This is a genomic window from Gemmobacter lutimaris (genome assembly GCF_003570715.1).
Lineage (GTDB): Bacteria > Pseudomonadota > Alphaproteobacteria > Rhodobacterales > Rhodobacteraceae > Gemmobacter > Gemmobacter lutimaris.
Map to the genome: position 1 here is coordinate 1 of NZ_QXXQ01000008.1, position 21,619 is coordinate 21,619.

22 protein-coding genes are annotated in these 21,619 nt (G+C 65.7%); 4 read left to right on the plus strand and 18 right to left on the minus strand.

All coding sequences use genetic code 11. The annotated features are described in order from the left end of the window. The 7 genes from D2N39_RS14125 to D2N39_RS14155 form a co-directional block, all read right to left on the minus strand. The coding region (locus tag D2N39_RS14125; RefSeq protein ID WP_147373497.1) for an ABC transporter permease at window positions 1-548 on the minus strand (548 nt) is incomplete at its 3' end. 70 nt (window positions 549-618) lie between these two features. After that, window positions 619-1,629: an ABC transporter substrate-binding protein gene (locus D2N39_RS14130; RefSeq protein WP_119135430.1), complete on the minus strand. Its 1,011-nt coding sequence runs from the start codon at window positions 1,627-1,629 to the stop codon at window positions 619-621. A 30-nt stretch (window positions 1,630-1,659) separates the two neighbouring features. Then, window positions 1,660-3,117: an aldehyde dehydrogenase gene (locus tag D2N39_RS14135; protein ID WP_119135431.1), complete on the minus strand. Its 1,458-nt coding sequence runs from the start codon at window positions 3,115-3,117 to the stop codon at window positions 1,660-1,662. A 9-nt stretch (window positions 3,118-3,126) separates the two neighbouring features. Further along, on the minus strand, window positions 3,127-4,164 hold the full coding sequence (locus D2N39_RS14140) for an LLM class flavin-dependent oxidoreductase (protein WP_119135432.1): 1,038 nt from the start codon (window positions 4,162-4,164) through the stop codon (window positions 3,127-3,129). A gap of 3 nt (window positions 4,165-4,167) precedes the next feature. Beyond that, window positions 4,168-5,091, minus strand: a complete 924-nt coding sequence (locus D2N39_RS14145) for a flavin reductase family protein (protein ID WP_119135433.1) — start codon at window positions 5,089-5,091, stop codon at window positions 4,168-4,170. Beyond that, window positions 5,088-5,882: an alpha/beta fold hydrolase gene (locus D2N39_RS14150; protein WP_119135434.1), complete on the minus strand. Its 795-nt coding sequence runs from the start codon at window positions 5,880-5,882 to the stop codon at window positions 5,088-5,090. Before D2N39_RS14150 ends, D2N39_RS14145 begins: the two co-directional genes overlap by 4 nt. Beyond that, window positions 5,854-6,456: an amino acid synthesis family protein gene (locus D2N39_RS14155; protein ID WP_119135435.1), complete on the minus strand. Its 603-nt coding sequence runs from the start codon at window positions 6,454-6,456 to the stop codon at window positions 5,854-5,856. The genes D2N39_RS14150 and D2N39_RS14155 overlap by 29 nt, the downstream gene beginning before the upstream one ends. 103 nt (window positions 6,457-6,559) lie before the next feature. On the opposite strand from D2N39_RS14155, the gene D2N39_RS14160 reads away from it, so the two are divergent. Beyond that, entirely contained in the window at window positions 6,560-7,243 is a 684-nt protein-coding gene (locus tag D2N39_RS14160; RefSeq protein ID WP_119135436.1) for a GntR family transcriptional regulator, read from the plus strand. Continuing rightward, on the plus strand, window positions 7,240-7,530 hold the full coding sequence (locus tag D2N39_RS14165; protein ID WP_119135437.1) for a DUF1330 domain-containing protein: 291 nt from the start codon (window positions 7,240-7,242) through the stop codon (window positions 7,528-7,530). Before D2N39_RS14160 ends, D2N39_RS14165 begins: the two co-directional genes overlap by 4 nt. A gap of 66 nt (window positions 7,531-7,596) precedes the next feature. Here the strand turns inward: D2N39_RS14165 and katG are convergent, their stop codons facing one another. Continuing rightward, on the minus strand, window positions 7,597-9,774 hold the full coding sequence (gene katG / locus D2N39_RS14170; RefSeq protein WP_119135438.1) for a catalase/peroxidase HPI: 2,178 nt from the start codon (window positions 9,772-9,774) through the stop codon (window positions 7,597-7,599). A gap of 148 nt (window positions 9,775-9,922) precedes the next feature. Here katG and D2N39_RS14175 point away from each other — a divergent pair, with 148 nt between their 5' ends. Next, complete coding sequence (locus D2N39_RS14175; RefSeq protein ID WP_119135439.1) at window positions 9,923-10,825, plus strand: hydrogen peroxide-inducible genes activator; 903 nt, start codon at window positions 9,923-9,925, stop codon at window positions 10,823-10,825. Window positions 10,826-11,152: 327 nt separating this feature from the next. After that, window positions 11,153-12,793, plus strand: coding sequence for a BCCT family transporter (locus D2N39_RS14180; protein WP_119135440.1), 1,641 nt, complete (start codon window positions 11,153-11,155; stop codon window positions 12,791-12,793). Between the two features lie 20 nt (window positions 12,794-12,813). Here the strand turns inward: D2N39_RS14180 and D2N39_RS14185 are convergent, their stop codons facing one another. From D2N39_RS14185 to D2N39_RS14230, 10 genes are all read right to left on the minus strand, one after another. Beyond that, the gene (locus tag D2N39_RS14185; protein ID WP_119135441.1) at window positions 12,814-13,974 is read right to left on the minus strand and encodes a WD40/YVTN/BNR-like repeat-containing protein; all 1,161 of its coding nucleotides are present in this window, start codon (window positions 13,972-13,974) and stop codon (window positions 12,814-12,816) included. Between the two features lie 63 nt (window positions 13,975-14,037). Next, entirely contained in the window at window positions 14,038-14,898 is an 861-nt protein-coding gene (locus D2N39_RS14190; RefSeq protein ID WP_119135442.1) for an energy transducer TonB family protein, read from the minus strand. Next, window positions 14,895-15,317 (minus strand): ExbD/TolR family protein, encoded by a 423-nt coding sequence (locus D2N39_RS14195; RefSeq protein WP_119135443.1) that lies wholly within the window; start codon window positions 15,315-15,317, stop codon window positions 14,895-14,897. Before D2N39_RS14195 ends, D2N39_RS14190 begins: the two co-directional genes overlap by 4 nt. Before the next feature lie 2 nt (window positions 15,318-15,319). Next, complete coding sequence (locus D2N39_RS14200) at window positions 15,320-15,697, minus strand: ExbD/TolR family protein (protein WP_119135444.1); 378 nt, start codon at window positions 15,695-15,697, stop codon at window positions 15,320-15,322. Continuing rightward, window positions 15,694-16,362 carry a MotA/TolQ/ExbB proton channel family protein gene (locus D2N39_RS14205; RefSeq protein ID WP_119135445.1) on the minus strand — a complete coding sequence of 223 codons (669 nt, stop codon included), beginning with the start codon at window positions 16,360-16,362 and terminating at the stop codon, window positions 15,694-15,696. Before D2N39_RS14205 ends, D2N39_RS14200 begins: the two co-directional genes overlap by 4 nt. Window positions 16,363-16,447: 85 nt before the next feature. Continuing rightward, window positions 16,448-17,116, minus strand: a complete 669-nt coding sequence (locus D2N39_RS14210; protein WP_119135446.1) for an adenosylcobinamide amidohydrolase — start codon at window positions 17,114-17,116, stop codon at window positions 16,448-16,450. After that, the gene (locus D2N39_RS14215; protein WP_119135447.1) at window positions 17,113-17,856 is read right to left on the minus strand and encodes an ABC transporter ATP-binding protein; all 744 of its coding nucleotides are present in this window, start codon (window positions 17,854-17,856) and stop codon (window positions 17,113-17,115) included. Before D2N39_RS14215 ends, D2N39_RS14210 begins: the two co-directional genes overlap by 4 nt. Then, window positions 17,853-18,839, minus strand: coding sequence for a FecCD family ABC transporter permease (locus D2N39_RS14220; protein WP_119135448.1), 987 nt, complete (start codon window positions 18,837-18,839; stop codon window positions 17,853-17,855). The genes D2N39_RS14215 and D2N39_RS14220 overlap by 4 nt, the downstream gene beginning before the upstream one ends. Continuing rightward, window positions 18,836-19,666, minus strand: coding sequence for an ABC transporter substrate-binding protein (locus tag D2N39_RS14225; RefSeq protein WP_119135449.1), 831 nt, complete (start codon window positions 19,664-19,666; stop codon window positions 18,836-18,838). Before D2N39_RS14225 ends, D2N39_RS14220 begins: the two co-directional genes overlap by 4 nt. After that, entirely contained in the window at window positions 19,660-21,546 is a 1,887-nt protein-coding gene (locus D2N39_RS14230) for a TonB-dependent receptor plug domain-containing protein (RefSeq protein ID WP_119135450.1), read from the minus strand. The genes D2N39_RS14225 and D2N39_RS14230 overlap by 7 nt, the downstream gene beginning before the upstream one ends. Window positions 21,547-21,619 lie beyond the last annotated feature (73 nt).

Below are 21,619 nucleotides of genomic sequence, written 5' to 3' on the forward strand. Positions count from 1 at the left end.
AGCGCGGCGGCTTGCAGGATGGCCGGGTCGATCTTCCTGATGACACCCAGCAGCGGCAGGATCATGAAAGGCAGCATGATATAGACCATGCCGATGGTCACGCCGATCAGGTTGTTGGTCAGTTGCAGCGGCTGGTCGATCAGCCCGATGGCCTTCAGCATCCGGTTGATGAGCCCGGTCTGTTGCAGCAGCACCATCCAGGCATAGGTGCGGGCCAGCAGATTGGTCCACATCGACAGCAGGATCACCGCGAAGATCACGGCAGCCCAACGGGCGGGCATGATGGCCAGTGCCCAGGCGACGGGAAAGGCGATCAGCACGGTGATGGCCGTCACCACCCCCGCCACGAAGAAAGTGTTGAAGAAGATCTTCGCATAGGTCGTGCTGCCCAGCAGGGTCGCATAGTTCTGCAAGCCCGGCGCAGGCTCGGTCACCGAACGCATCAGCAGGAATGCGACGGGGATGACGAAGAAAGCCAGCAGCAGCAGGATCGCGGGCATGGCGAAGCCAAGCCCCGAACCGCGGCCGCCGGAAGTGGCGGAGAGCATTGCAGAACCTCCAGAAAGTCGGGAAAGGACCCGGATGCGCGCGGCGGGCATCCGGGCGGGCGGTCAGGCGTTACTGTGCCTGCCAAGCATACCAGCGGTTGCCGATCTCGTCGCGGTGTTCGGCCCAATAGGCCATATCGGCATTCACCTGCACGGCGGTCTGCGCATCGGGCAGCGTGGCGCGGACGGCGGGGTCCATCAGATCAGCCGACCCGAGGTTAACAGGCGCGTAGCCGGTCGCGGCGGCAAAGGCGGCCTGCCCCTCGGCGCTGGTCGCTTGGGCGATGAACTTCATCGCGGCCTCCTTGTGGGCGGTGCCCTTCGGCACGACCAGCGCGTCGGCGGCGGTGATGTTCTGGTCCCAGCTGATGCCGACCGGCATGCCATCGGCTTGCAGCGCCGCCAGACGGCCGTTCCAGAAGAAGCCGATCGGTGCCTCACCCGACGCCAGAAGTTGCTGGCTTTGCGCGCCGCCTTCCCACCAGATGATGTCGGACTTGATGGTATCGAGCTTCTTGAACGCCCGGTCCAGATCCAGCGGATACAGCGCATCCGGGGCCACGCCATCGGCCAGCAGAGCCGCCTCGATCACACCGGGGGCGGACCATTTGTAGAAGGTCCGCTTGCCGGGGAACTTGGTGGTGTCGAACAGATCGGCCAGCGTGGCAGGCTGCGCATCGCTGAAATTCGCCGGATTCCAGCCCAACACGAAGGAATAGTAGAACGACCCTACCGCGAAATCCGACACGAAGCGCGGGTCGAGCTTGGCCTTGTCGATCACCGCAAAATCCAGTGGCTCCAGCAGGCCCTGTTTGCCCGCTTGCAGCGCCCAGTCGAATTCTGCATCGACCACATCCCAGGTCACGGCACCCGCCTCGACCATGGCCTTGATCTTGCCGTAGTCGGTCGGCCCGTCCTGCACGACGGCGGTTCCGGTCTTCTCGGAGAAGGGCTGCGCCCAGTTGGCGGCCTGCGCGTCCTGGGTGGTGCCACCCCAGGAGGTGAAGACCATATCCTCTGCCGAGGCCGCATGCGCCGTCAGGGCGCTGGCGACGGCCAGCGCGAAGATCGTTTTTTTCATGGCATTCTTCCCTGTTCTGTTTTTCAGATATCAGCGCATGACGAACGGGTCCGGGATCGGATCGTCCGAGGTGCGCAGCCACACGGTTTTCACCGTCGTGTAGTCCAGCGCCGCCGCCAGCCCGCCCTCGCGGCCATGGCCGGAAAGACCGTGGCCACCAAAAGGCGCGATGGGAGAAACGGCGCGATAAGTATTCACCCAGACGATGCCGGCACGGATGCCGCGGATCATCCGGTGCGCCCGCGTCAGGCTGCGGGTGAACACGCCCGAGGCAAGGCCATAGGCGGTGTCGTTGGCCAGTTGCAGCGCCTCGGCCTCGGTGTCGAAGGTGACGACGGAAAGGACTGGCCCGAACAGTTCTTGCCTGACCGAAGGCGCATCGGGCACGTCGGAGCAATCAAGGATCGTCGGCGGATAGTAGAAACCCGCGCCTTCCGGCATCTGCCCGCCGGTCACCAGCCTTGCCCCCGCCCTCAGCGTCTCGGTCACCAGCCCGTGCAGCCGGTCGCGCTGCCGCGCGGTGCACAGCGGGCCGACCTCGGTCGCCATCACATCGGGGGCGCCGATGGCCACCGCCTCAGCCTTGGCCTTCAGCCGCGCAAGGAAAGCGTCCTTTACGCTGCGCTGCACCAGCAGGCGCGAACCGGCAACACAGCTTTGCCCGGTGGCGGCGAAGATCCCCGCCACCTGCGCATTGGCTGCGCTGTCCAGATCGGCGTCGTCAAACACGATGAAGGGCGACTTGCCGCCCAGCTCCAGAGAGGTCTTCGACAGGTTCTCGGCCGAGGCGCGCACGATATGCCGCGCGGTCTCCGGCCCGCCGGTGAAGGCGATATGGGCAACCTTCGGATGGGTGGTCAGCGCCACCCCCGCCTCAGGCCCGCCGGTCAGGATATTGACCACCCCGGCCGGGAATCCCGCCTGATCGACCAGCCGCGCGAATTCCAGGAGGGGCGCGGGGCCGTCCTCGCTTGCCTTCAACACCACCGTGCAACCGGCCGCCAGCGCCGGGCCCAGCTTTACCGCGCTGAGGAACAACTGGCTGTTCCACGGCACGATGGCCGCCACCACGCCCACGGGTTCACGCCGCAGCCAGACCTCCATATCCGGTTTGTCGATGGGCAGATGCGCGCCCTCGATCTTGTCGGCCAGCCCTGCGTAATAGCGGTAGTATTCCGCGACATAGGCGATCTGCGCGCTGGTCTCGCGGATGATCTTGCCGGTATCACGGGTTTCCAGCGCCGCCAGACGCGGCGCCGCTTCCTGCACCAGATCGGCCAGACGATAAAGCAGCTTGCCCCGCGCGGTCGCCGGGGTCGCGGCCCAGGTGCCAAAAGCCCGGTCCGCCGCCACCACCGCCCGGCCCACATCTTCGGCCGAGGCAGCGGGCATCCGCGCCCAAGGGTTGCCAGTCGCGGGGTCGATGCTGTCGAACCCCTGCGCGGCATCCTCGAAACGCCCGTCGATATAATGCTGGAAACGGTCCATGGTCTGTCCTCAGGCGAAGGCGGGCATCACGTCACGGATAAAGCGTTCGAGCGAAGCCTTTTTCCGCGCGAAGCTCATGCCGCTGTCGATCCAGAAGCTGAATTCATCATAGCCCATCGCCTCATAGGATTTGATGCGTTCGATAACCTCGGGCGCCTCGCCAATGATCTGGTTCTTGCGCATCGCCTCGGCTGAATAGAACGGATGGGCGGCGACATCCTCGGGGGTCAGCGTTTCGATCAGCCCCATGGAAATGGGACGTTCGTTTTTGAACCATGCGCCGAAGTAGTTGTAGAACATGTTCAGCTCCTCCGCGCCCTGCTGGGCATCGGCTTCGCTGTCCGCGACATAGGTGTGGCGCAGGACCATGATCCTTGGCCGGGCAATCTCGGGGAATTTGGCGCAGGCCGCGTTGAAGCGATCCATCAGGCTTTGCACTTCCTCATCGCCCAGATGCAGCGGCGTCACCTGCACATTGCAGCCTTGCGAGACGGCAAACTCATGGCTGTTCGGGTCACGCGCCGCCACCCAGATCGGCGGATGCGGCTGTTGCACCGGCAGGGGCGCCGAGGTGGTTTTCGGGAACTGCCAATACTCGCCGTCATGGGCGTAATCGCCCTGCCACAGCGCCTTGATGGCTGGCACCAGCTCGCGCATCCGGCCGCCCGCGCCCCAGGCATCCATCCCCGGCATCAGCCGTTCGTATTCAAAGTTGTAGGCGCCGCGTGCGATACCCAGTTCCAGCCGCCCGCCGGTGATGATGTCGGCCATGGCGGCCTCGCCCGCCAGCCGGATCGGATGCCAGAACGGCGCGATGACGGTGCCGGTGCCCAGACGCACGTTCTTCGTCCGATGCGCCAGATCGACGAGGTTCAACAGCGGATTGGGCGCGATGGTGAAGTTCATGCCGTGATGTTCGCCCGTCCAGATGGCATGCATCCCGCCTTCGTCGGCAATCCGGCACAGCGCGATCATCTCGTCATAAAGCTGCTTCTGGTCCTCTTCGGCCGAGACGCGCTCCATATGGATGAAAAGTGAGAATTTCATGGGTTACCTTTCCCCGGTCCTTTGCACGCGTCCCTGTTCGTGGGTGCCGAAATAGATGCCGTAATTGCCGATCCGCGCTTCGTCGGCCAACCGCTCCAGCATGACGCGCATCGCCGGGTCCGTCACCTCGGCCACGCCTTCGGCTGTCAGGTCAACGAAAGCGCCCCGTGCGGGGCGGCCTGTCTCGGCGGCGCAGCGGAAGGCGATATGCTGCCGTCCCTGCGCGACATCCTCGTAAACGGCGTAGATCGAGCCCGGCGCGGCTGTCAGCCCGGTCGCGGCGATCAGCGCGGCCAGTGCGGTCTGCACCCCTTCGCGGCCCACGCGCGCGGTCGGCAGCGTGAGGCCACCGCCCTGCCCGTCATCCACCAGCAGGATCTGTCCGCTGGCTTCCAGAATGGCCGAGATCACCACATCCGGCCCGGTCGGCAGTTGCGCCGCCGTCTGCGCCGGGGTGACATAGGCGCCGCGGTAATAGCCCAGCCCCGGCGCAGGCGTGGCCTCGAAGCCGCCGATGCGGCCGATGAGAATGGTGTGATCCCCCGCTGCAACGGCCTGTTCCAGCGTGCAGTCGAACCATGCCGAAACCCCCGCGATCAGCGGCGATCCGACCGGCCCCTTGCGCCAATAGACGGTGGCAAAGCGATCCTCCACCGGCCGCGCGAAAGTGGCGGAAACATCCTTCTGCCCCTCGGCCAGAATGTTCACGGCAAAGCCCGGCGCGCTTTCAAAAGCGGCGCGGTTGATTGAACTGTTGGCAATGGACACCAGCAGCAGCGGCGGGTCCAGCGAGACCGAGGAAAACGAATTGGCGGTAAAGCCCAGGGGCCTGTCATCCGGCCCGATGGTGGTGATCACGGTCACCCCGGTCATGAAGCAACCGAAGGCATCGCGCAGCGCGCGGGGGTCCAGCGGGGTTCCGGTCATGCCTGCGCCTCCGTCGTTGCAAGCCAGCGTTTCATCTCGGCCGTAACGGCCTCGGGCGCGGTGAGGTTGACCATATGCCGGTGCCCGGCGATCACAACCGCCCGGCCCTGCGGCGCCATGGCGGCCATCGCTTCGGTCATCGCCGGGGTCGAATTGGCGTCACCGTCGCCGGTCAACACCAGCAGCGGGCAGCGGATGGCCGACAGGCGGTCGGCATAGACGTCATCGCCTTCGGCGAAGGCGCGATAGGCGGCGGCATAGCCCGCCGGGTTGACGGCCCGCAGCCAGCCTGCGACCTGATCGCGCGCCGCCTCTTCCCCCGGCCCGAACCAGCGCGCCAGCGGCACCTCGATCCCGTTTGCCCCGGCAGCGATTTCCGTCGCCCGCGCCTCGACTGCCGCGCGCGCCTCGGCGCTGCGGCGATGCACGCCATTCAGAAGTGCAACCCCGCGCACGAGATCCGGGCGTTCAACCGCAAGGCCACCGGCGATCAGCGCGCCCATCGAATGCCCGGCCACATTGACCGGCCCCAGCATCAGCGCCTCGACCACCCGCGCTGCCCATGCGACGTAATCGGGCAGGCGCGCGCCTTTGGGCAGCGGATCACTGCCGCCATGGCCCGGCATGTCCACCGCGATCACATGCGCGGTATCGGCCAGCGCCGCGATCTGCGGTCCCCATGCTTCGGCCCGGAGGCCGACGCCGTGGATCAGCAGCAGGGCCGCGCCGGTTCCGGCCTCCAGCAGCCGGACCGCGCTGCCGTCAGACAGCGGCAGGGTTCGAGACATCATGCCCCAGATCCTTCAGATCCTGATAGCGGTCGCCGATACGATGATGCGGGCGCCCGCCGGTCGAGGCCCCCAGCGCCACCACGATCTCATCCGCCGCCGGTGCGTCGGGGATGGAGAAGTGGATGGTCTGGTAATGCGAGCGGCGACCCTCGTCGTTCTTGTCCATCAGCGGGATCATCACCGGGCAGTTCGCGGCACCGCGCACATTGGTGAAGGCAAGATAGGTCTTGGCGGCCAGTGCCTGACGGTAGTGATTACCGAAGCGCAGCGTGTGGATCAGCGCATTGGCATGTTCCAGCTCGCCCTCCAGCCCGACGACCGCCGCCTTGCCATAGCCCTCGACATTCTCGGCGCCACCTGCCGCATCGAGGATCATCCCGGTCAGCAGCGCGCCCAGTTCCGGTGCGACGACGTGGATTTCGGGCTTCAGATCCTCGACGAAGCCACGCCCGGCCCAGGGGTTCTTCAGCACCGCCGCCGCCGCAATCAGCTTCAGCGGGCTGGGCGCGGCGCGGCCGCCTTCGACCAGCGTGGTTTCAATGGTGATGAGCGTCTTGCGAATCTGCGCCGACATGCCCTGAGTCCCTCCGGTTCGTTGTGATGGTATGTTGGTATACCATAATACGGAATGTCAAGAACAACTTGCGCGAAGACCGGGGCGCGTCTAATCTGCGACCATGGATCAGACACCCGAACACGACCTGCGTATCGCCCATTCGCCCACCACCCTGCGGGAACTGGCGGTTGAACGGCTCCGCCATGCCATCATCACCGGGCGGTTCACCGGCGGTGACCGCTTGGTGGAACGCACACTCTGTGATCAACTGGGCGTATCGCGGTCCGTGGTGCGCGAGGCGATCCGCTATCTGGAGGCCGAGGGGCTGGTGGAAACGCTGGGCCGCAGTGGCCCGGTGGTGGCGACACTGGACTGGCCGCGCGCGCGACAGATCTATGACATCCGCCGCCTGCTGGAGGCTGATGCCGCCGCTGCCTGCGCGCGCGTTGCGGATGTGGTGGTAAAAGACCGGCTGCGCGCCGCGCTGGCAGAGCTTGAGGCCGCCTTCACCGATGCGGCCCCGCAGAAACTTTATGCTGCCACAACTGCGTTTTACGAGGTGATCTTCACCTCCGCCGGGCATGACATCGCATGGGAGATCGTGCAGCGCCTGAACAGCCGTATCTCGCGGCTGCGGGCGCTGACGCTGGCAACGACGGACCGTCGGATTTCCGGCCCCGCGCATATGGCGCGGATCTGTGCCGCCATCTGCGCCAATGCCCCCGATGCCGCCGCCGAAGCGGTGCGCGCGCATCTGCGGGATGCCGCCGACATCGCCCGGCATCTGCTGGAGGATCAGGGATGAGCGCCTACTGGATCGCCCATGTGACGGTCACAGACCCGGATGCCTATGCCGGATATCAGGCATTGGCCCCGGCAGCCTTCGTCGCACATGGTGCCCGGTTTCTGGCACGGGGCGGCAAGGCCGAGGTGCTGGAAGGCCCGGCGCTTGACCGCCATGTGGTGATCGAATTCCCGACGCTCGCGGATGCGCGGGCCTGCTACGACTCGGCCGAATACCGGGCCGCGCGTGCCCGGCGCGCAGGGGCAGCGACAGTGCATGTGGTCATCGTCGAGGGGCTGCCGGACTGAGTTGCCGGACCGGCAATGAAAAACCGGGCGCCGCTTGGCGCCCGGTTTCTTTTTCCGCAGAGCCGATCAGGCGTTCAGATCGAAACGGTCGGCGTTCATCACCTTGTTCCAGGCGGCCACGAAGTCCTTCACGAACTTCCCGGCGTTGTCGTCCTGAGCATAGACCTCGGCATAGGAGCGCAGGATCGAATTGGAACCGAACACCAGATCCGCCCGCGTCGCCGTCCATTTCACCGCGCCGGTCTTGCGGTCGCGGATCTCATAGACGCCCGCGCCAACGGGATGCCAGCTATAGGCCATGTCGGTCAGGTTGACGAAGAAGTCCGGGGTCAACGCACCAACGCGATCAGTGAACACACCATGCGCAGTGCCGCCGTGGTTGGTGCCCATGGCCCGCATACCGCCGACCAGAACGGTCATTTCCGGCGCTGTCAGGCCCAGAAGCTGCGCCCGGTCCAGCAGCATTTCCTCGGGGCTGACGACGTAATCCTTCTTCTGCCAGTTGCGGAAGCCATCGGCCAGCGGCTCCAGCACGTCGAAGGATTCGGCATCCGTCATCGCATCGGTCGCATCGCCACGGCCGGGGGCGAAGGGCACCTCGACGGCGTAACCGGCGGCTTTCGCGGCCTGTTCCACCCCGACGTTACCCGCCAGCACGATCACATCGGCGATCGAAGCCCCCGCAGCGGCGGCGATCGGCTCCAGCACCGACAGAACCCGCGCCAGACGTGCCGGCTCGTTCCCGGCCCAGTCCTTCTGCGGTGCCAGACGGATGCGGGCACCATTGGCGCCCCCCCGCATGTCAGAGCCGCGATAGGTGCGGGCGCTGTCCCATGCGGTCGCCACCATATCGGCCAGCGACAGGCCGGAGGCGGCAATTTTCGCCTTCACCGCCGCCACATCCCAGCCGGTCGAACCCGCCGGAACCGGATCTTGCCAGATCAGGTCTTCGGCCGGGACGTCAGGCCCGATGTAGCGTGCCTTCGGCCCCATGTCGCGGTGGGTCAGCTTGAACCACGCGCGGGCGAAAGTGTCCTTGAAGTACTCCGGGTCCGCCATGAACTTCTGGCAGATCGCGTTGTAAGCCGGGTCAACACGCATCGCCATGTCGGCGTCGGTCATCATCGGGTTGTGGCGCTTCGACGGGTCGGTGGCATCCAGCGGTTTGTCTTCTTCCTTGATGCTGACCGGCTCCCACTGCCAGGCACCGGCGGGGGATTTGCGCAGTTCCCACTCATGGCCGAACAGCATCTCGAAAAAGCCCATGTCGAACTTCGTCGGATGCGTGGTCCAGGCGCCTTCGATACCCGAGGTCATGGCGCGGTTGGCCTGGCCGTTCTGGTCGGGGTTAGCCCAGCCGAAGCCCTGCGCCTCGATCCCGGCCGCTTCCGGCTCCGGGCCGAGCCGCGCGGCATTGCCCATGCCATGCGCCTTGCCGACGGTATGGCCACCGGCAGTCAGTGCCACGGTTTCCTCGTCATTCATCGCCATGCGGGCGAAGGTCTCGCGCACCTGCGCGGCGGTCTTCAGCGGATCGGGCTTGCCGTTCACGCCTTCCGGGTTGACGTAGATCAGACCCATCTGCACGGCGGCCAGCGGGTTTTCCATGGTATCCGGCTTTTCGACATCGCCATAGCGGTTGTCGGACGGCGCCAGCCATTCCTTTTCCGCACCCCAGTAGACGTCTTTCTCGGGGTGCCAGATGTCGGCGCGGCCAAAGCCGAAGCCGAAGGATTTCAGGCCCATGTTTTCATAGGCCACCGTCCCGGCGAGGATCATCAGATCGGCCCAGGAAATCTTGTTGCCGTATTTCTTCTTCAGCGGCCACAGCAGGCGGCGGGCCTTGTCGAGGCTGGCATTGTCCGGCCACGAATTCAGCGGCGCGAAGCGCTGGTTGCCAGTGCCGCCACCGCCACGCCCGTCAGCCAGACGGTAAGAGCCGGCAGAGTGCCAGGCCATGCGGATGAACAGACCGCCATAATGGCCCCAGTCCGCCGGCCACCAGTCCTGGCTGTCGGTCAGAAGCGCGTGCATGTCCTTCTTCAGCGCGTCGAAATCCAGCGATTTCACGGCTTCCCGATAGCTGAACTCGGCCCCCATCGGGTCGGTCTTGCTGTCGTGTTGATGCAGGATGTCGAGGTTCAGCGCATTGGGCCACCAGCTCATGACCGATGCGCTGGTCTCGGTATTGCCGCCATGCATGACCGGGCATTTGCCACCGGATTTCACGTCGTTTCCGTCCATCTTCCTCTCCCAACTTCTGGCTTCGTGCCCGGTGCCAGAAGAAAGACGAATCCCTCTTCAGGCCGGCCGGCGCTTGATGCCCCGGTTGTGGCACGGTTCTTTCATAATTAGAATTTGCATTTTCTAATGAAGGCAATATGAATTTCTTATGATTGGTCTTTCGATGCGCCACCTGCGCTACTTCGATGCGCTCGCCCAGAACGGTCATTTCGGCCGTGCCGCCGAGGCTTGTGCCATCTCGCAACCCGCGCTGTCGCTTCAGATCAAGGAACTTGAGGAAATTCTTGGAACCCCGCTGGTCGAACGCGGGGCGCGGCGCATCCGGCTGACGGCCCTTGGTGAGGAATTCGCTGGCCGTGTGCGCGATATTCTGCGGGCGGTGGATGAACTTGGGGCATTGGCGCGGGCCTCGCAGGGGCCGCTGGTGGGGCAATTGCGCATCGGCGTCATTCCAACCGTTGCCCCCTATCTGCTGCCCGCCGTCATCAAGGCGCTGTCCGCCGCCTTTCCGGGGATTGACCTGCGCCCGCGTGAGGCGGTGACCCAGCGTCTGATCGAGGATCTGGCCGAGGGCCGCATGGATGCCGCCATTGTGGCCCTTCCGGTCTCGGAACCCTTTCTGCATGAGGAGGCACTGTTTGACGAGGAATTCGTGCTGGTCCGCGCGCTGGAGGATGCCGAGAAGCCGGTTCCCAAACCCGAAAAGCTGCGTGAAATGCGGCTTTTGCTGCTGGAAGAGGGGCACTGCTTCCGTGATCAGGCGCTTTCGTTCTGCAACATGGCCTCGCCCGCGCCGCGCGACCTGATGGAAGGCAGTTCACTTTCGACTCTGGTGCAGATGGTCGGGGCCGGGATCGGGGTGACCTTGATCCCGGAAATGGCGGTGCAGATCGAAACCCGCTCGGCCGCCGTGTCACTGGCGCGCCTGTCTGACCCGCGCCCGCGCCGCACCATCGGCATGGTCTGGCGCAAGACGAATCCGCTGGCCGCGCAACTCCTGCACATTGCTGCCATTCTGCGCGAGGTTGAGGCTACGCGAGACCAAACATGACTCTGGAAAGCAATTAATTGGAGAAAAGCGACATAATACGTCGCTTTTTTCCGCGTTGGGGTGGACACTCGCAGGCAGGTTTCCTAGTCAGGCATCTCGGAAACGTGAAGGAAGAGTATGTTCGACAGGACCATGGTTTCGGTGAACCTCCATGCGCTTGGCCAAAGGGCAATCCCATGGACCACCGCCCGGAGCTTGCAGACAGGATCACGGTTGCGAACGGCCTGAACCGCATGTGGCAGGTCAGGCATCTTTCCGCCGCATGGCGTTCTGATGCGCGGACAAGCGCATATTACGATACATTCATATCACGAGAGGAGGCAGGTCATGGCTGAGTCCGACGATACGCAAGGCATACCCGCGCCCGAGGGTGCGACAGAGATCATCGACACCGAATACGAGATCGGGCAACACAATATCGAGGGCAGTCTTGGCCCTTTCGGTTTCGACATCCATAATCCGGTTTTCGGGGTTTCGGCCATTGCGGTCGTGGCCTTCGTCTTTTACGCCCTTGCGCTGCCGGAACAGGCAGGCGCGGCCTTCGGCTGGCTGCGGCCGTGGCTGACCTCGACCTTCGACTGGTTTTTCCTGATCGCCGCGAACATCTTCGTGCTGTTCTGCCTTGTGCTGATCGTCAGCCCCTGGGGCAATGTTCGCCTGGGCGGGCGCGATGCGACGCCGGATTACAGCTATACTGGCTGGTTCGCCATGCTGTTCGCCGCAGGTATGGGCATCGGGCTGATGTTCTTCGGCGTGCTGGAGCCGGTCTATCACATGGCGATTTCCGCACCGCTGGGCACGCCCTCGCCCTTTGACGCAGCGGGCAACCTGATCCCGGAGAACGTGGACCGCGCGAAGGCGATGGGCCTTGCCGCGACGATCTATCACTGGGGTCTGCACCCTTGGGCGATCTATGCCGTGGTTGCGCTGGCGCTGGCGCTGTTTTCCTTCAACAAGGGGCTGCCGCTGACCATCCGCTCCGCCTTTTACCCGATCTTCGGGGAAAGGATCTGGGGCTGGACCGGGCATGTCATCGACATTCTGGCGGTATTCGCTACACTTTTTGGCCTTGCCACCAGCCTTGGTTTCGGCGCGCAACAGGCAAATGCCGGGCTGAACCATGTCTTCGGCATTCCGGTCGATACCACGGTGCAGGTCATCCTGATCACGCTGATCACCGGCGTCGCGCTGTTTTCGGTGCTGCGCGGGCTGGATGGCGGGGTGAAGCTGCTGTCCGAAATCAACATGGGGCTGGCGGCGCTGCTGCTGCTCTTTGTGCTGCTCGCGGGGCCGACGCTGGCCATTCTGGGCGATTTCGGGCAGGGCCTTCTGGCCTATGCGCAGGATCTGGTGCCACTGTCGAACCCCTTCGGCCGCACGGATGACGATTACCGCGAGGGCTGGACTGCGTTCTACTGGGCGTGGTGGATCAGCTGGTCGCCGTTTGTCGGCATGTTCATCGCGCGGGTGTCGCGCGGTCGCACGGTGCGCGAATTCATCACCTGTGTCCTGATCATCCCCTCGCTGGTCTGCGTGCTGTGGATGGCGGTCTTCGGCGGCGTGGCGATTGATCAGGTTCTGTCGGACCCGGCATCGTCGGCGGTGAAGGCGCAGGTGATTGACAGCTATAACCCGCCGCTGTCCCTGTTCGCCATGCTGGAGGGGTTGCCGCTCAGCTCCATCACCTCGGTCATCGCCATCGTGCTGGTCATCGTGTTCTTCGTCACCTCGTCGGATTCCGGCTCGCTGGTGATCGATACGATCACGGCGGGCGGCAAGGTCGATGCGCCGGTGCCGCAGCGGGTGTTCTGGGCGACGTTTGAAGGCGCCGTGGCCATCGTGCTGCTGGTCGGTGGCGGTCTTGGTGCCTTGCAGGCCATGGTGATCTCGACCGGGCTACCTTTCACCGTGGTCCTGCTGCTGATGTGCTGGGCTGTGCTGAAGGGGCTGATGTCCGAGCCGCGCTGAACCCACGCCGGGCCGCGGTTTCAGCCGCGGTCCAGCACCTCCACCGAAAGGATGGTCGGCAGGTGACGGGCGATTTCCTCCCAGCTTTCGCCTTCGTCGATGCTGGCGAAGACCGAGCCGGAATTGGTGCCGAAATAGACCCCGGCGGGGTCACGCGCATCGCCCGCCATCGCCTGCCGCAGCACGGTGAAGAAACAGCCCTGTTGTGGCAGGCCTGTGCGTTGCGCCCGCCAGCTTGCCCCCGCATCGTCCGATTGCCAGACCGCCGCCGCCGCGCCGGGCGGGAAACGGCCATCACGATCCCCGTTCAGCGGCAGGGTCCACAGCCGGTTCGGATCGCGCGGGTGCACGCGGATCGGAAAGCCGAAGGTCGAGGGCAATCCTGCGGTAATGTCATCCCAGCTGCGCCCGCCATCAGGTGAACGCCAGACGCCATGGTGGTTCTGCTGATACAGCACGTCCCCCGTCCCCGGTGCGCGCATCATGTTGTGCACGCAATGGCCGATCTCGCCGCCCTGCGGTCCTGCGGGATGGTCATGCCCGGCACAGCCGCCCAGATTGGACAGGCGGTTCCGTCGCTCCCATGTCTTGCCGCCATCTTCCGAGGCAAAGACCCCGGCGGCAGAAATTCCGATCCACAGCTTTTCCGGCGCCTCCGGGTCTGACAGGATGGTATGCAGCACCAACCCCGCCGCACCGGGGTTCCAGCTTCCGGCGGAGGGGTGATTGTCCAGCCCCTCGACCAGCGCGAAACTTTGCCCGCCGTCGGTGCTGGCCAGAAGATGCGCCGGTTTGGTGCCCGCGTAAAGCGTGCCGCCCACCAGCGCCAGCGACCAGATCTGAGTTATGGTCTCGCCAAAGGGCAGAGGTTCCGGGCTCCAGCCCATCATCGCGGCAAAATCGGCATCGCTTTCGGCCCAGCGGTCAAGCTGACCCCGGCTGAGCCGCGTCACCGTCCAGCTTTCCCCTCCGTCGAGCGACCGCCAGACCCCCGCGCCATGCCAGTCACCACCGCCGCCCGCCCAGATCGTGCCGGTTTCAGGATCGCCGATGATATGGTTAATCGGCCAACCGTCGCAGAACGGGCCGCTAACCTGCCAAGCCCGCCGCCCCTCCTGTGATGTCAGTAGAAAGGCTCCTTTGGTGGTGCCCAGCAGAATACGAAACGGCCCTGTAGTCATCGTGCGCCTCCCCGCCTGTGGGGGGATGCTAACACGCAACCCTGTGCGGCCGAAGCGGCTTCGTCAGCGGGTAAAACGCAGCGGCAAGTTGAAGCTGTGGCTGTCTGCGGCAAAGCCCTTCGGCGCGGCGGGCAGGCGCCCTGCGGCCCGAACGGCCCGCATCGCCGCTTCGTCCAGCGCGGGCTGCCCCGAGGATCTGGCGATCTTCATGGCGAGCAATTGCCCCGACCGCGCAACCGTCACCTGAACCGTCACGCGCCCCACGCCGACCGATTTGCGCAGGCGGCGCTCGATCCGTGCCTGAATCGCGGCGCCCCATTGCTTTGCCAGATTGGCGGTTTGCGCTTTCGAAGGTTTGGCTGTGCCTGCGGTATCGCCACCGCCGCGACCCGCCGCCTTTTGCGACTGTCCTTGCGCGGCTTTGGTTTTCCGGGATTTTTCGGCCTTGGGTTTCGCCGCAGGTTTTTCGACCTTCGGCTGTTCTGCCTGCTTCGGCGACGGCCTCTTTGGCGCAGGTTCCCGTGCCGCAAGTGGCAATGGTGCAGCCGATGGCTTGGCCTGTTTCGGCGGTGCTTCGGGTGGTGGCAGGCTGACATCTGCGGTTGGCGGTGCCTCTGCCACAGGCTGTGCCAGCGCCAAAGGGGCAGCAAGTTGCGGTAGGGTCTCGGCTTGAGGCACTTCTGGCAGAGTGGTCTCAGGCGGCGGGGCGACGGGTGCCTCAGATTGTGCAGGCATATCGGGGGCGGTGTCCCAAGTGGCAACCAGCTCTGTCAATGCCGGATGGGCGGCGGCAATCGTCGCCGTATCCATCCCCCCTACCCCGCCCGAGCTTGCCCCCGCCACATCGGGACGCAGGGCAAAAGCCACCAGATGCAGGGCAATCGCCAACACCAGCGCCAGCGCGGCCTGCCAGCGTCCGGTCATCCCGCCTCTCCCGGACGCGCGACCAATTCGATCCGCGGGAAGCCCAGCGTCGACAGACGCGGCAACAACTGCGCCAGATCGGCAGCGGGCATGGCGGCATCGGCGCGCAGCGTCAGGTGCGGCGGGTCAGCGGCGCAATCCGTTCTGGCACAATGGTCGGCCCGCGCATCGGCAATGGCCTGCAACGCAGCCTCGTTTTCCATCGCGCGATAGCCGATCCGGCCATCCGCCGCGAGGAACAGGGTAAATTCGCCCTGCGCTTCTGTCTCGGACAGCGCCTCTGGCGGGGTGACGGCAAAAGGTTCGGGCGCCGTCAGCCGGGCCGCGATCAGAAAGAAGATCAGCAGCAGGAAGACCACGTTGATCATCGGCAGCAGGTTTTCATCGCCACGACGGCGGGGCGGGCCCGAGAAATCCATGGCTACGGCACCAGAACAAGGCGGGAAAACCCCACCGCCGCCAGACGGTCCATCACCGAGACCAGCGCCTGAAGATCGGCGCCGTCACGGGCGCGCAGCACGATCACATCCGATCCGCTTTCGGTCAGCCGGTCCAGTTCCGCAATCAGCGCCTCGGGGGTGATGGGCACACCATTCAGCCGCAATCCTGCCGGTGCAAGCTCCACCAGACGAGGCGGGCCACTATAGGCCCCCCCGGTTCCTGCCGTGGCGACGGGCAGCGCCCGATCTGTGCCGAAACGTGACGCCAACATGAAGAACACCAGCAGCAGGAACACAACGTCGATCATCGGCGTCAGGTTAGGCCGACGGCGCGGCCTCTCCGGGCCGAAGCGGATCATTCCGCGGCCTGCCGTAGCTTCGGCGCGGCGGGGGCGCCATGCAGGATCTGCGTCGCCGCATCCTCCATGTCATGCCGCAGCGCATCGACCACGCTGTCGAACCATGTCAGCGCCACCTGAGCGGGGATTGCGACTGCCATGCCTGCGGCTGTGGTCAGCAGCGCCTCCCAGATACCGCCGGCCAGCGTGGCGGGATCGGCGCGGCTACCCGCCTCTTGCAGTGCCTGAAACGCCGCGATCATGCCGGTCACGGTGCCCAGCAGCCCCAGCAGCGGCCCGATGGTCGAGGCAAGCTCCAGACCGCGCATCCCTGCGCGCGCCTGTGCCAGCAACTTGCGCGCGACCCGTGCGGTTTCCGCCTCGGCCGCCTCGCGGTCCAGCGCGGGGTTCTGCGCCGCGCGCATCGCCGCCAGCGCCAGTTGCGCGCGCAGCGAGCCGCGCCCGTCCAGCAGCGCCATTGCCGCCTCGCGCTGCCCGGCATGCCAGAGCCGCAGCGCCTCGGCCGTGCGGCGCCCGCCGGACCATGCCCCGAAAGACAGAAGTCGCATGATCTTCCACAGGATCAGCGCCAGCGCCAGCACCGACAGAACGGCGATGGCCCACATGGCGGGGCCACCCATCGTGATGAAGGAAATCAGCGTGGGGACGGGTTCCTGACCGGACATCGGTATTCCCTCAACTCTGCGGCAGCTGCGTCATGGTTAGCAAAAATCCGGCCCCGGCGAAAGCGCGGGCGCCCGGCGGGTGGGTTCACGGCGGATAACCATCGGCCACACCGCCATTTTCGGCGATCCAGTCTGCCGCCCCTGCGGCCACGGCATCGCGCACGGCACGGCCTGTTGCCTCGCCAAGCGCGGTGTGCAGCCCGGCGAAGCGAGTTTGGCCGGGCAGGCAGGCCAGCGCGATGCAATCCGTGCCGGTGCCCGTGGCGCGGGCACCATTGCCAAGGCGCAAGCCGCTGTCCATCACCGCCGCCGTGCGAGCCTCGGCCGCGATGGTCAGCGCCTCAAGCTGCGCGGTTTCGGTTAGCCCGGCATTGATGACAACGGCGAGATTGATGGTGCCGGCCGGTGCCGGCGGCCTCCCGCGCCGCGCCCCCACCGCCTCGGCATTTCCAAGGCCGACGGTGGCAATACAGGTGACGGCGATGCCCTCCACCTCCACACGCATCTGAAAGTGACGCCCGATGTCGCGCGAGGTCAGCATACCGATGTCGCCCGTCGCCCCCTGCCTTGCCATTTCGGCTGCGAACCAGCGGTCCACGTCAAGATCGGGGGTCAGATCGGCATTGCGCACCTCGCGCCACAGGATGCGGCGGGCGGTGGCAAAGCCGGGTCGCCAGGGCGCGAAGCTGAGCACGCGCATCTCCTGCCCCAGATCGGCAATCAGCCAGGGCCGGGCGAGCGTCAGCGTGATCATTGCGACACCGTGGCAAGCGGCTGAAAGCTGGGGCCTTCGGGCGTGTCGGCGCGGTGGGCGATGATGTCAAAGACTCCGGCCAGCAGGTCGGGGGTCAGCACGGTTTCCGGCGGGCCATCAGCCACCAGAGCGCCCCTGTGCAGCACCAGAAGCCGGGTGCAATGCCGTGCCGCCAGCCCGAGATCGTGTAGCGAGACCACGATCCCGCGCCCCTCGTCCGCCAGCGCGCGCAAGACCCGCATGCTGCGGATCTGCTGCGCGGGGTCAAGGCCCGCAACGGGTTCATCCGCCATCAGAAGCGGCGTGTCCTGTGCCAGTGCGCGCGCCAGCAGAACCCGCGCCTGTTCGCCGCCCGACAGCGCGGTGGCCACCCGGTCGCGGTAAGTTTCCAGACCCATGCGGGCCATGGCGGCTGCGACCGAGGGGTGATCCTCGGCCCGGCCCCGTGCCATGGCGCCAAGCGACACCAGATGCGCCACACTGACCGGCCATGCGATCTCGCGCGCCTGCGGCAGCCAGGCGACACGGGCAGCGCGGTCGGCGGCGCGCAGACGGGCAAGCGAGCTTTGGCCCGAAGCCGGCACCAGCCCCAGCGCTGCGCGCATCAGCGTGGATTTCCCCGCCCCGTTCGGCCCCAGCAGGCCCACACATTCACCCGGCTCGATCGACAGGGAAATGTCACGCAATACGGGGGTGTCATTGCGTGACAGGCTCAGATGATCCAGCGTCAAAAGGCTCATGTCTGCCCTCTCATGCGCCAGATCAGATGCAGAAACACCGGCGCGCCAACCAGTGCCATCAGGACACCGAGCTTCAGGTCGCGCCCCGACAGGATGACCCGCACGCCGATGTCGGCAGCCAGCACCAGTGCCGCGCCACCCAAGGCGGCGGCAGGCAGCAACCGCGACGGCCGCCCGCCAACCGCCCCTCGCAGCAGATGCGGCACCACCAGCCCGACGAAGCCCACGGCCCCCGCGACCGCCGTGGCGGCGCCGACCGAGGCCGCGACGCCGGTCACCACCATCAGCCGCAGGCGGCGCAGGTCGGTCCCCATGGCGGCGGCGGCATCTTCGCCCAGCGTCAGCGCCTCCAGCCCCCGGCCGGTATTCGCCAGCGCCAGCCAGCCGACAGCCATGACCGGCAGCGCGATCCAGACGTGGGCAAAGCTGCGATCGGCCAGCGACCCCATCATCCAGAACACGATTTCATTGGCGGCAAAGGGATTGGGTGACAGGTTCAGCACAAGCGAGGTCATCGCCGCCGCCAACGCAGACAGGGCCACCCCGGCGAGGATCAGCCCCAGCGCCCCCCCACCCTGCCCTGCAAGCAGCAGGATCAACAGCACACCGGCCAGCGCACCCAGCAGCGCCGCCATCGGCAGTGCAAGCGTGAAGGCTGCCGCGAGCCCGGTCTGCAAGGCCAGAACTGCCCCCAGCGCGGCCGAGGCCGATACGCCGATCAGCCCCGGTTCGGCCAACGGATTGCGCAGCAACCCCTGCATTGCAGCCCCCGACAGCCCGAGGCTCACACCCACCATCACTGCCAGCAGGGCGCGTGGCAGGCGGATTTCCCGCATCACGAGCGTCAGCGGTCCGCCATCGCCGAAAACCAGCGCCCGGAAGGACTCACCCGGACCTGCGGCTGCAACGCCCGTCACCAGCGAGGCAAGGAAAAGCAGCATGACCAGCACGGTCAGCAGGGTCAGCAGCCGCGAAAAGCTCATGGCGCGGCCCCGGCGCGGGTGGCGGCCAGCCGCTCGGTCGCATCCAGCAGCGCGGGCAAGCCACAGACCCAGTCGTTTTCCTCAAGCACCGTCTGCCCGCCGGTCAACGCGGCAAGGGCGGGGTGGTGCAGCACTTCTTCGGCGCGCGAGGCGCCGGGATAGGGATCACCCGCGATAACCAGATCGGGATCAGCCATCACCAGCGCCTCCAGCGGCAGGAAGCCCCCCATGGGCATCCCCAGATCCTCGGCCAGATGGTGATAGCCTGCGCGTTCAATGATCTCGCCCGCGAGGCTGCGGCTGCCCGAGGCATAGCCATTGGCGGCGAAGGTCGCGGCGGTGGGACGTTGTGCAGGCACCGGCGGCAGATGCGCCAGACGGGCATCGAAATCGGCCAGCATGGTCTCCGAGGCCGCCTCGCGGCCCAGCACACGCCCCATGTCCAGCATGCCCTGCCGCACATCGGCGATGGAACTTGCGGGCGGGAAGGTGACCACGCGTATACCCAGCCGTTCCAGCATGGACACCGTGGCGCGCGCTGTATAAGCGCCCGCCAGCACCAGATCGGGTTTCATCAGGTAAACCTCTTCCGCCAGCCCCTGATTGGCGGGAAAGGCCAGCGCGGCCTCGACCATGGTCGAAGACCGCGGGTCTTGCGCCAGATCGGAGACGGAAATCAACTGGCCCGGCGCTGCCAGCAGCATCGCAAGCTGATCGGTGCAAAGGTTGATTGAAACCACACGCCGGGGCGCCTCTGACCCCGCCGCAACCGGACCGGCAAGAACCGGACCGGCCAGCAGCAAAAGCAGCAAAAGCTGCCTTACCATTTCGCCTCCAGCCCCAGCCACGCGGTGCGACCCTGCGTCGCGTAGCCCCAGGTTTCGACGTTCTTGCGGTCAAAGATGTTGGTCACACGGCCGGTCAACTGGACAGCATCCGTCAGATCATAGCGCGCAGCCACGTTGACCGTGGTGAAAACCGGCGTCTTTCGGGTGGCATAGGCGCCCCAGTATTCGGTGCTGTAGTTGCCCGCTGCATAGCGCACGTCCGCCGTGACCGATCCACGGCCGCCGAAGGTCTGCAAGGTGCCGGAAAGGCCGACCTCATGCCGGGGGCGCAGGATCTCGACCGAGCCATCGGGGTTCTTCGCGTCCAGATAGGTGTAGTTCATCGCCAGCGTCAGCGTGTCGGTCGCTTGCAGGCGGCCACTGATCTCCACCCCCTGACGCGGGCTTTTGCCCGGCTGGTTGACATAGGTCGCCCGGCCCGAGCCATCGGCGGCCGCGCCATAGGCATAGGTGATCTCGTCCTCCAGTTTCTCGTTGAAATAGGTGACGTCGATCAGGCCGCGCCCGCCCAGAACCTCGGCCTCGATCCCCAGATCGAAGCCGGTGTTGCGCTCGGGCGCCAGACGGGGATTGCCCAGCGTGTAGCTGTCATCGGCATAAAGTTCGTAATAGGACGGGTTGACCGAGGCGCGGCCGGCAGAGGCGTGAACGCGCAGACCGGTATCCGGCACGCGCCACGACAGACCGATGTTCCAGCTTGTGAAATCCTCGAAGGTCTTGTTGTTGTCGCGGCGGATACCGGCCTGAATGTCCAGCCCGTTGTCAAGGAAGCCGCGATATTCCAGCGCAACCGAGGTCATACCGCGCTTGTAGCCCGGCGCGGCCGAGGATTTGTCATCCTCCTTGTCCACCAGCACGTTGAGCAGATGCGCCGCATCCGCCACCTGCTGCCCGTCAAGCGCGTAGCTGAGCCGGTATTTCAGCTTCTCGGTCTCGCCCCGCGTGGTCGGGCCGCCGTTGAAGCTTTGTTTGAACACGGTATCCTGCCATTCGATCCGATGGCTCATCCGGCCGTCCAGCATGGCATATTCGGTCCAGAGCGCGCCTGTCGCCTCATCCCGCTTGCTGTAGGGTGCCGGGTCATCGACGACATAGCTGTCGGCATCGGTCGCGGCCCAGTTTTCGGAATCATAGTCATACCGCTCTTTCGAACGGCGCAGGTTGAAGCCGAGCGTCAGGTCGTCGGTCGCCTGCCAGTCACCCGACAGATTCAGGGTGCGGCGGCGAAGCCCATCCTTCTCGCCGCCATCCCCCGACTGGTCATAGCCCTTGTCATTGCGGTCCGACAGGCTCAGCTTCAGGCCGCCGCGCGCGCTGCGCTGCGACAGGAAGGCCGAAGCGGCGGTGCCGTTGCCGAACTCCACGCTACCGCCGTAATGGGTGCCCTCGTCGCCTTTTTTCGTGATGATGTTGATCACACCGGCCGAGGCGTTGGATCCGTATGAGGCCGATTGCGGGCCGCGCAGCACCTCGATGCGTTCGATGTCGGCGGTCTCCAGCCCGGTGAAGACATATTCATCGGAACCGGCGCTGGCCTCGATTCCGTCGATCAGCACAAGCGTATGGCTCGCCTCGCCGCCGCGGATACGCACCTGCGTATAGGTGCTGCCCGAGCCGGTCACCGCGACGCCCGGCAAAGCGCGCAGCGCATCCTGCACCGTGGTAATGCCACGGTCGGCCATTTCTTCCGCATCCAGCACGGTTACGGCGCGGCCATAGGTTTCGGCGGCAATGCTGGTCAACCCGCCGGAAATGATGATCTCGCCGAGATCGGTCACCTCCTGCGCCATGACAGCGCCGGGTGCCAGCAGGCAGGTGGTGGCCAGCAGGCCAAGTTGCGACAGTCGTCTGGAACCCATGTTCCGTTCTCCCCAGTGGCGGGCGAATGCCCGACAGACCCGATATGTCGCAGGGAAAGCCCCGCAGACAGTG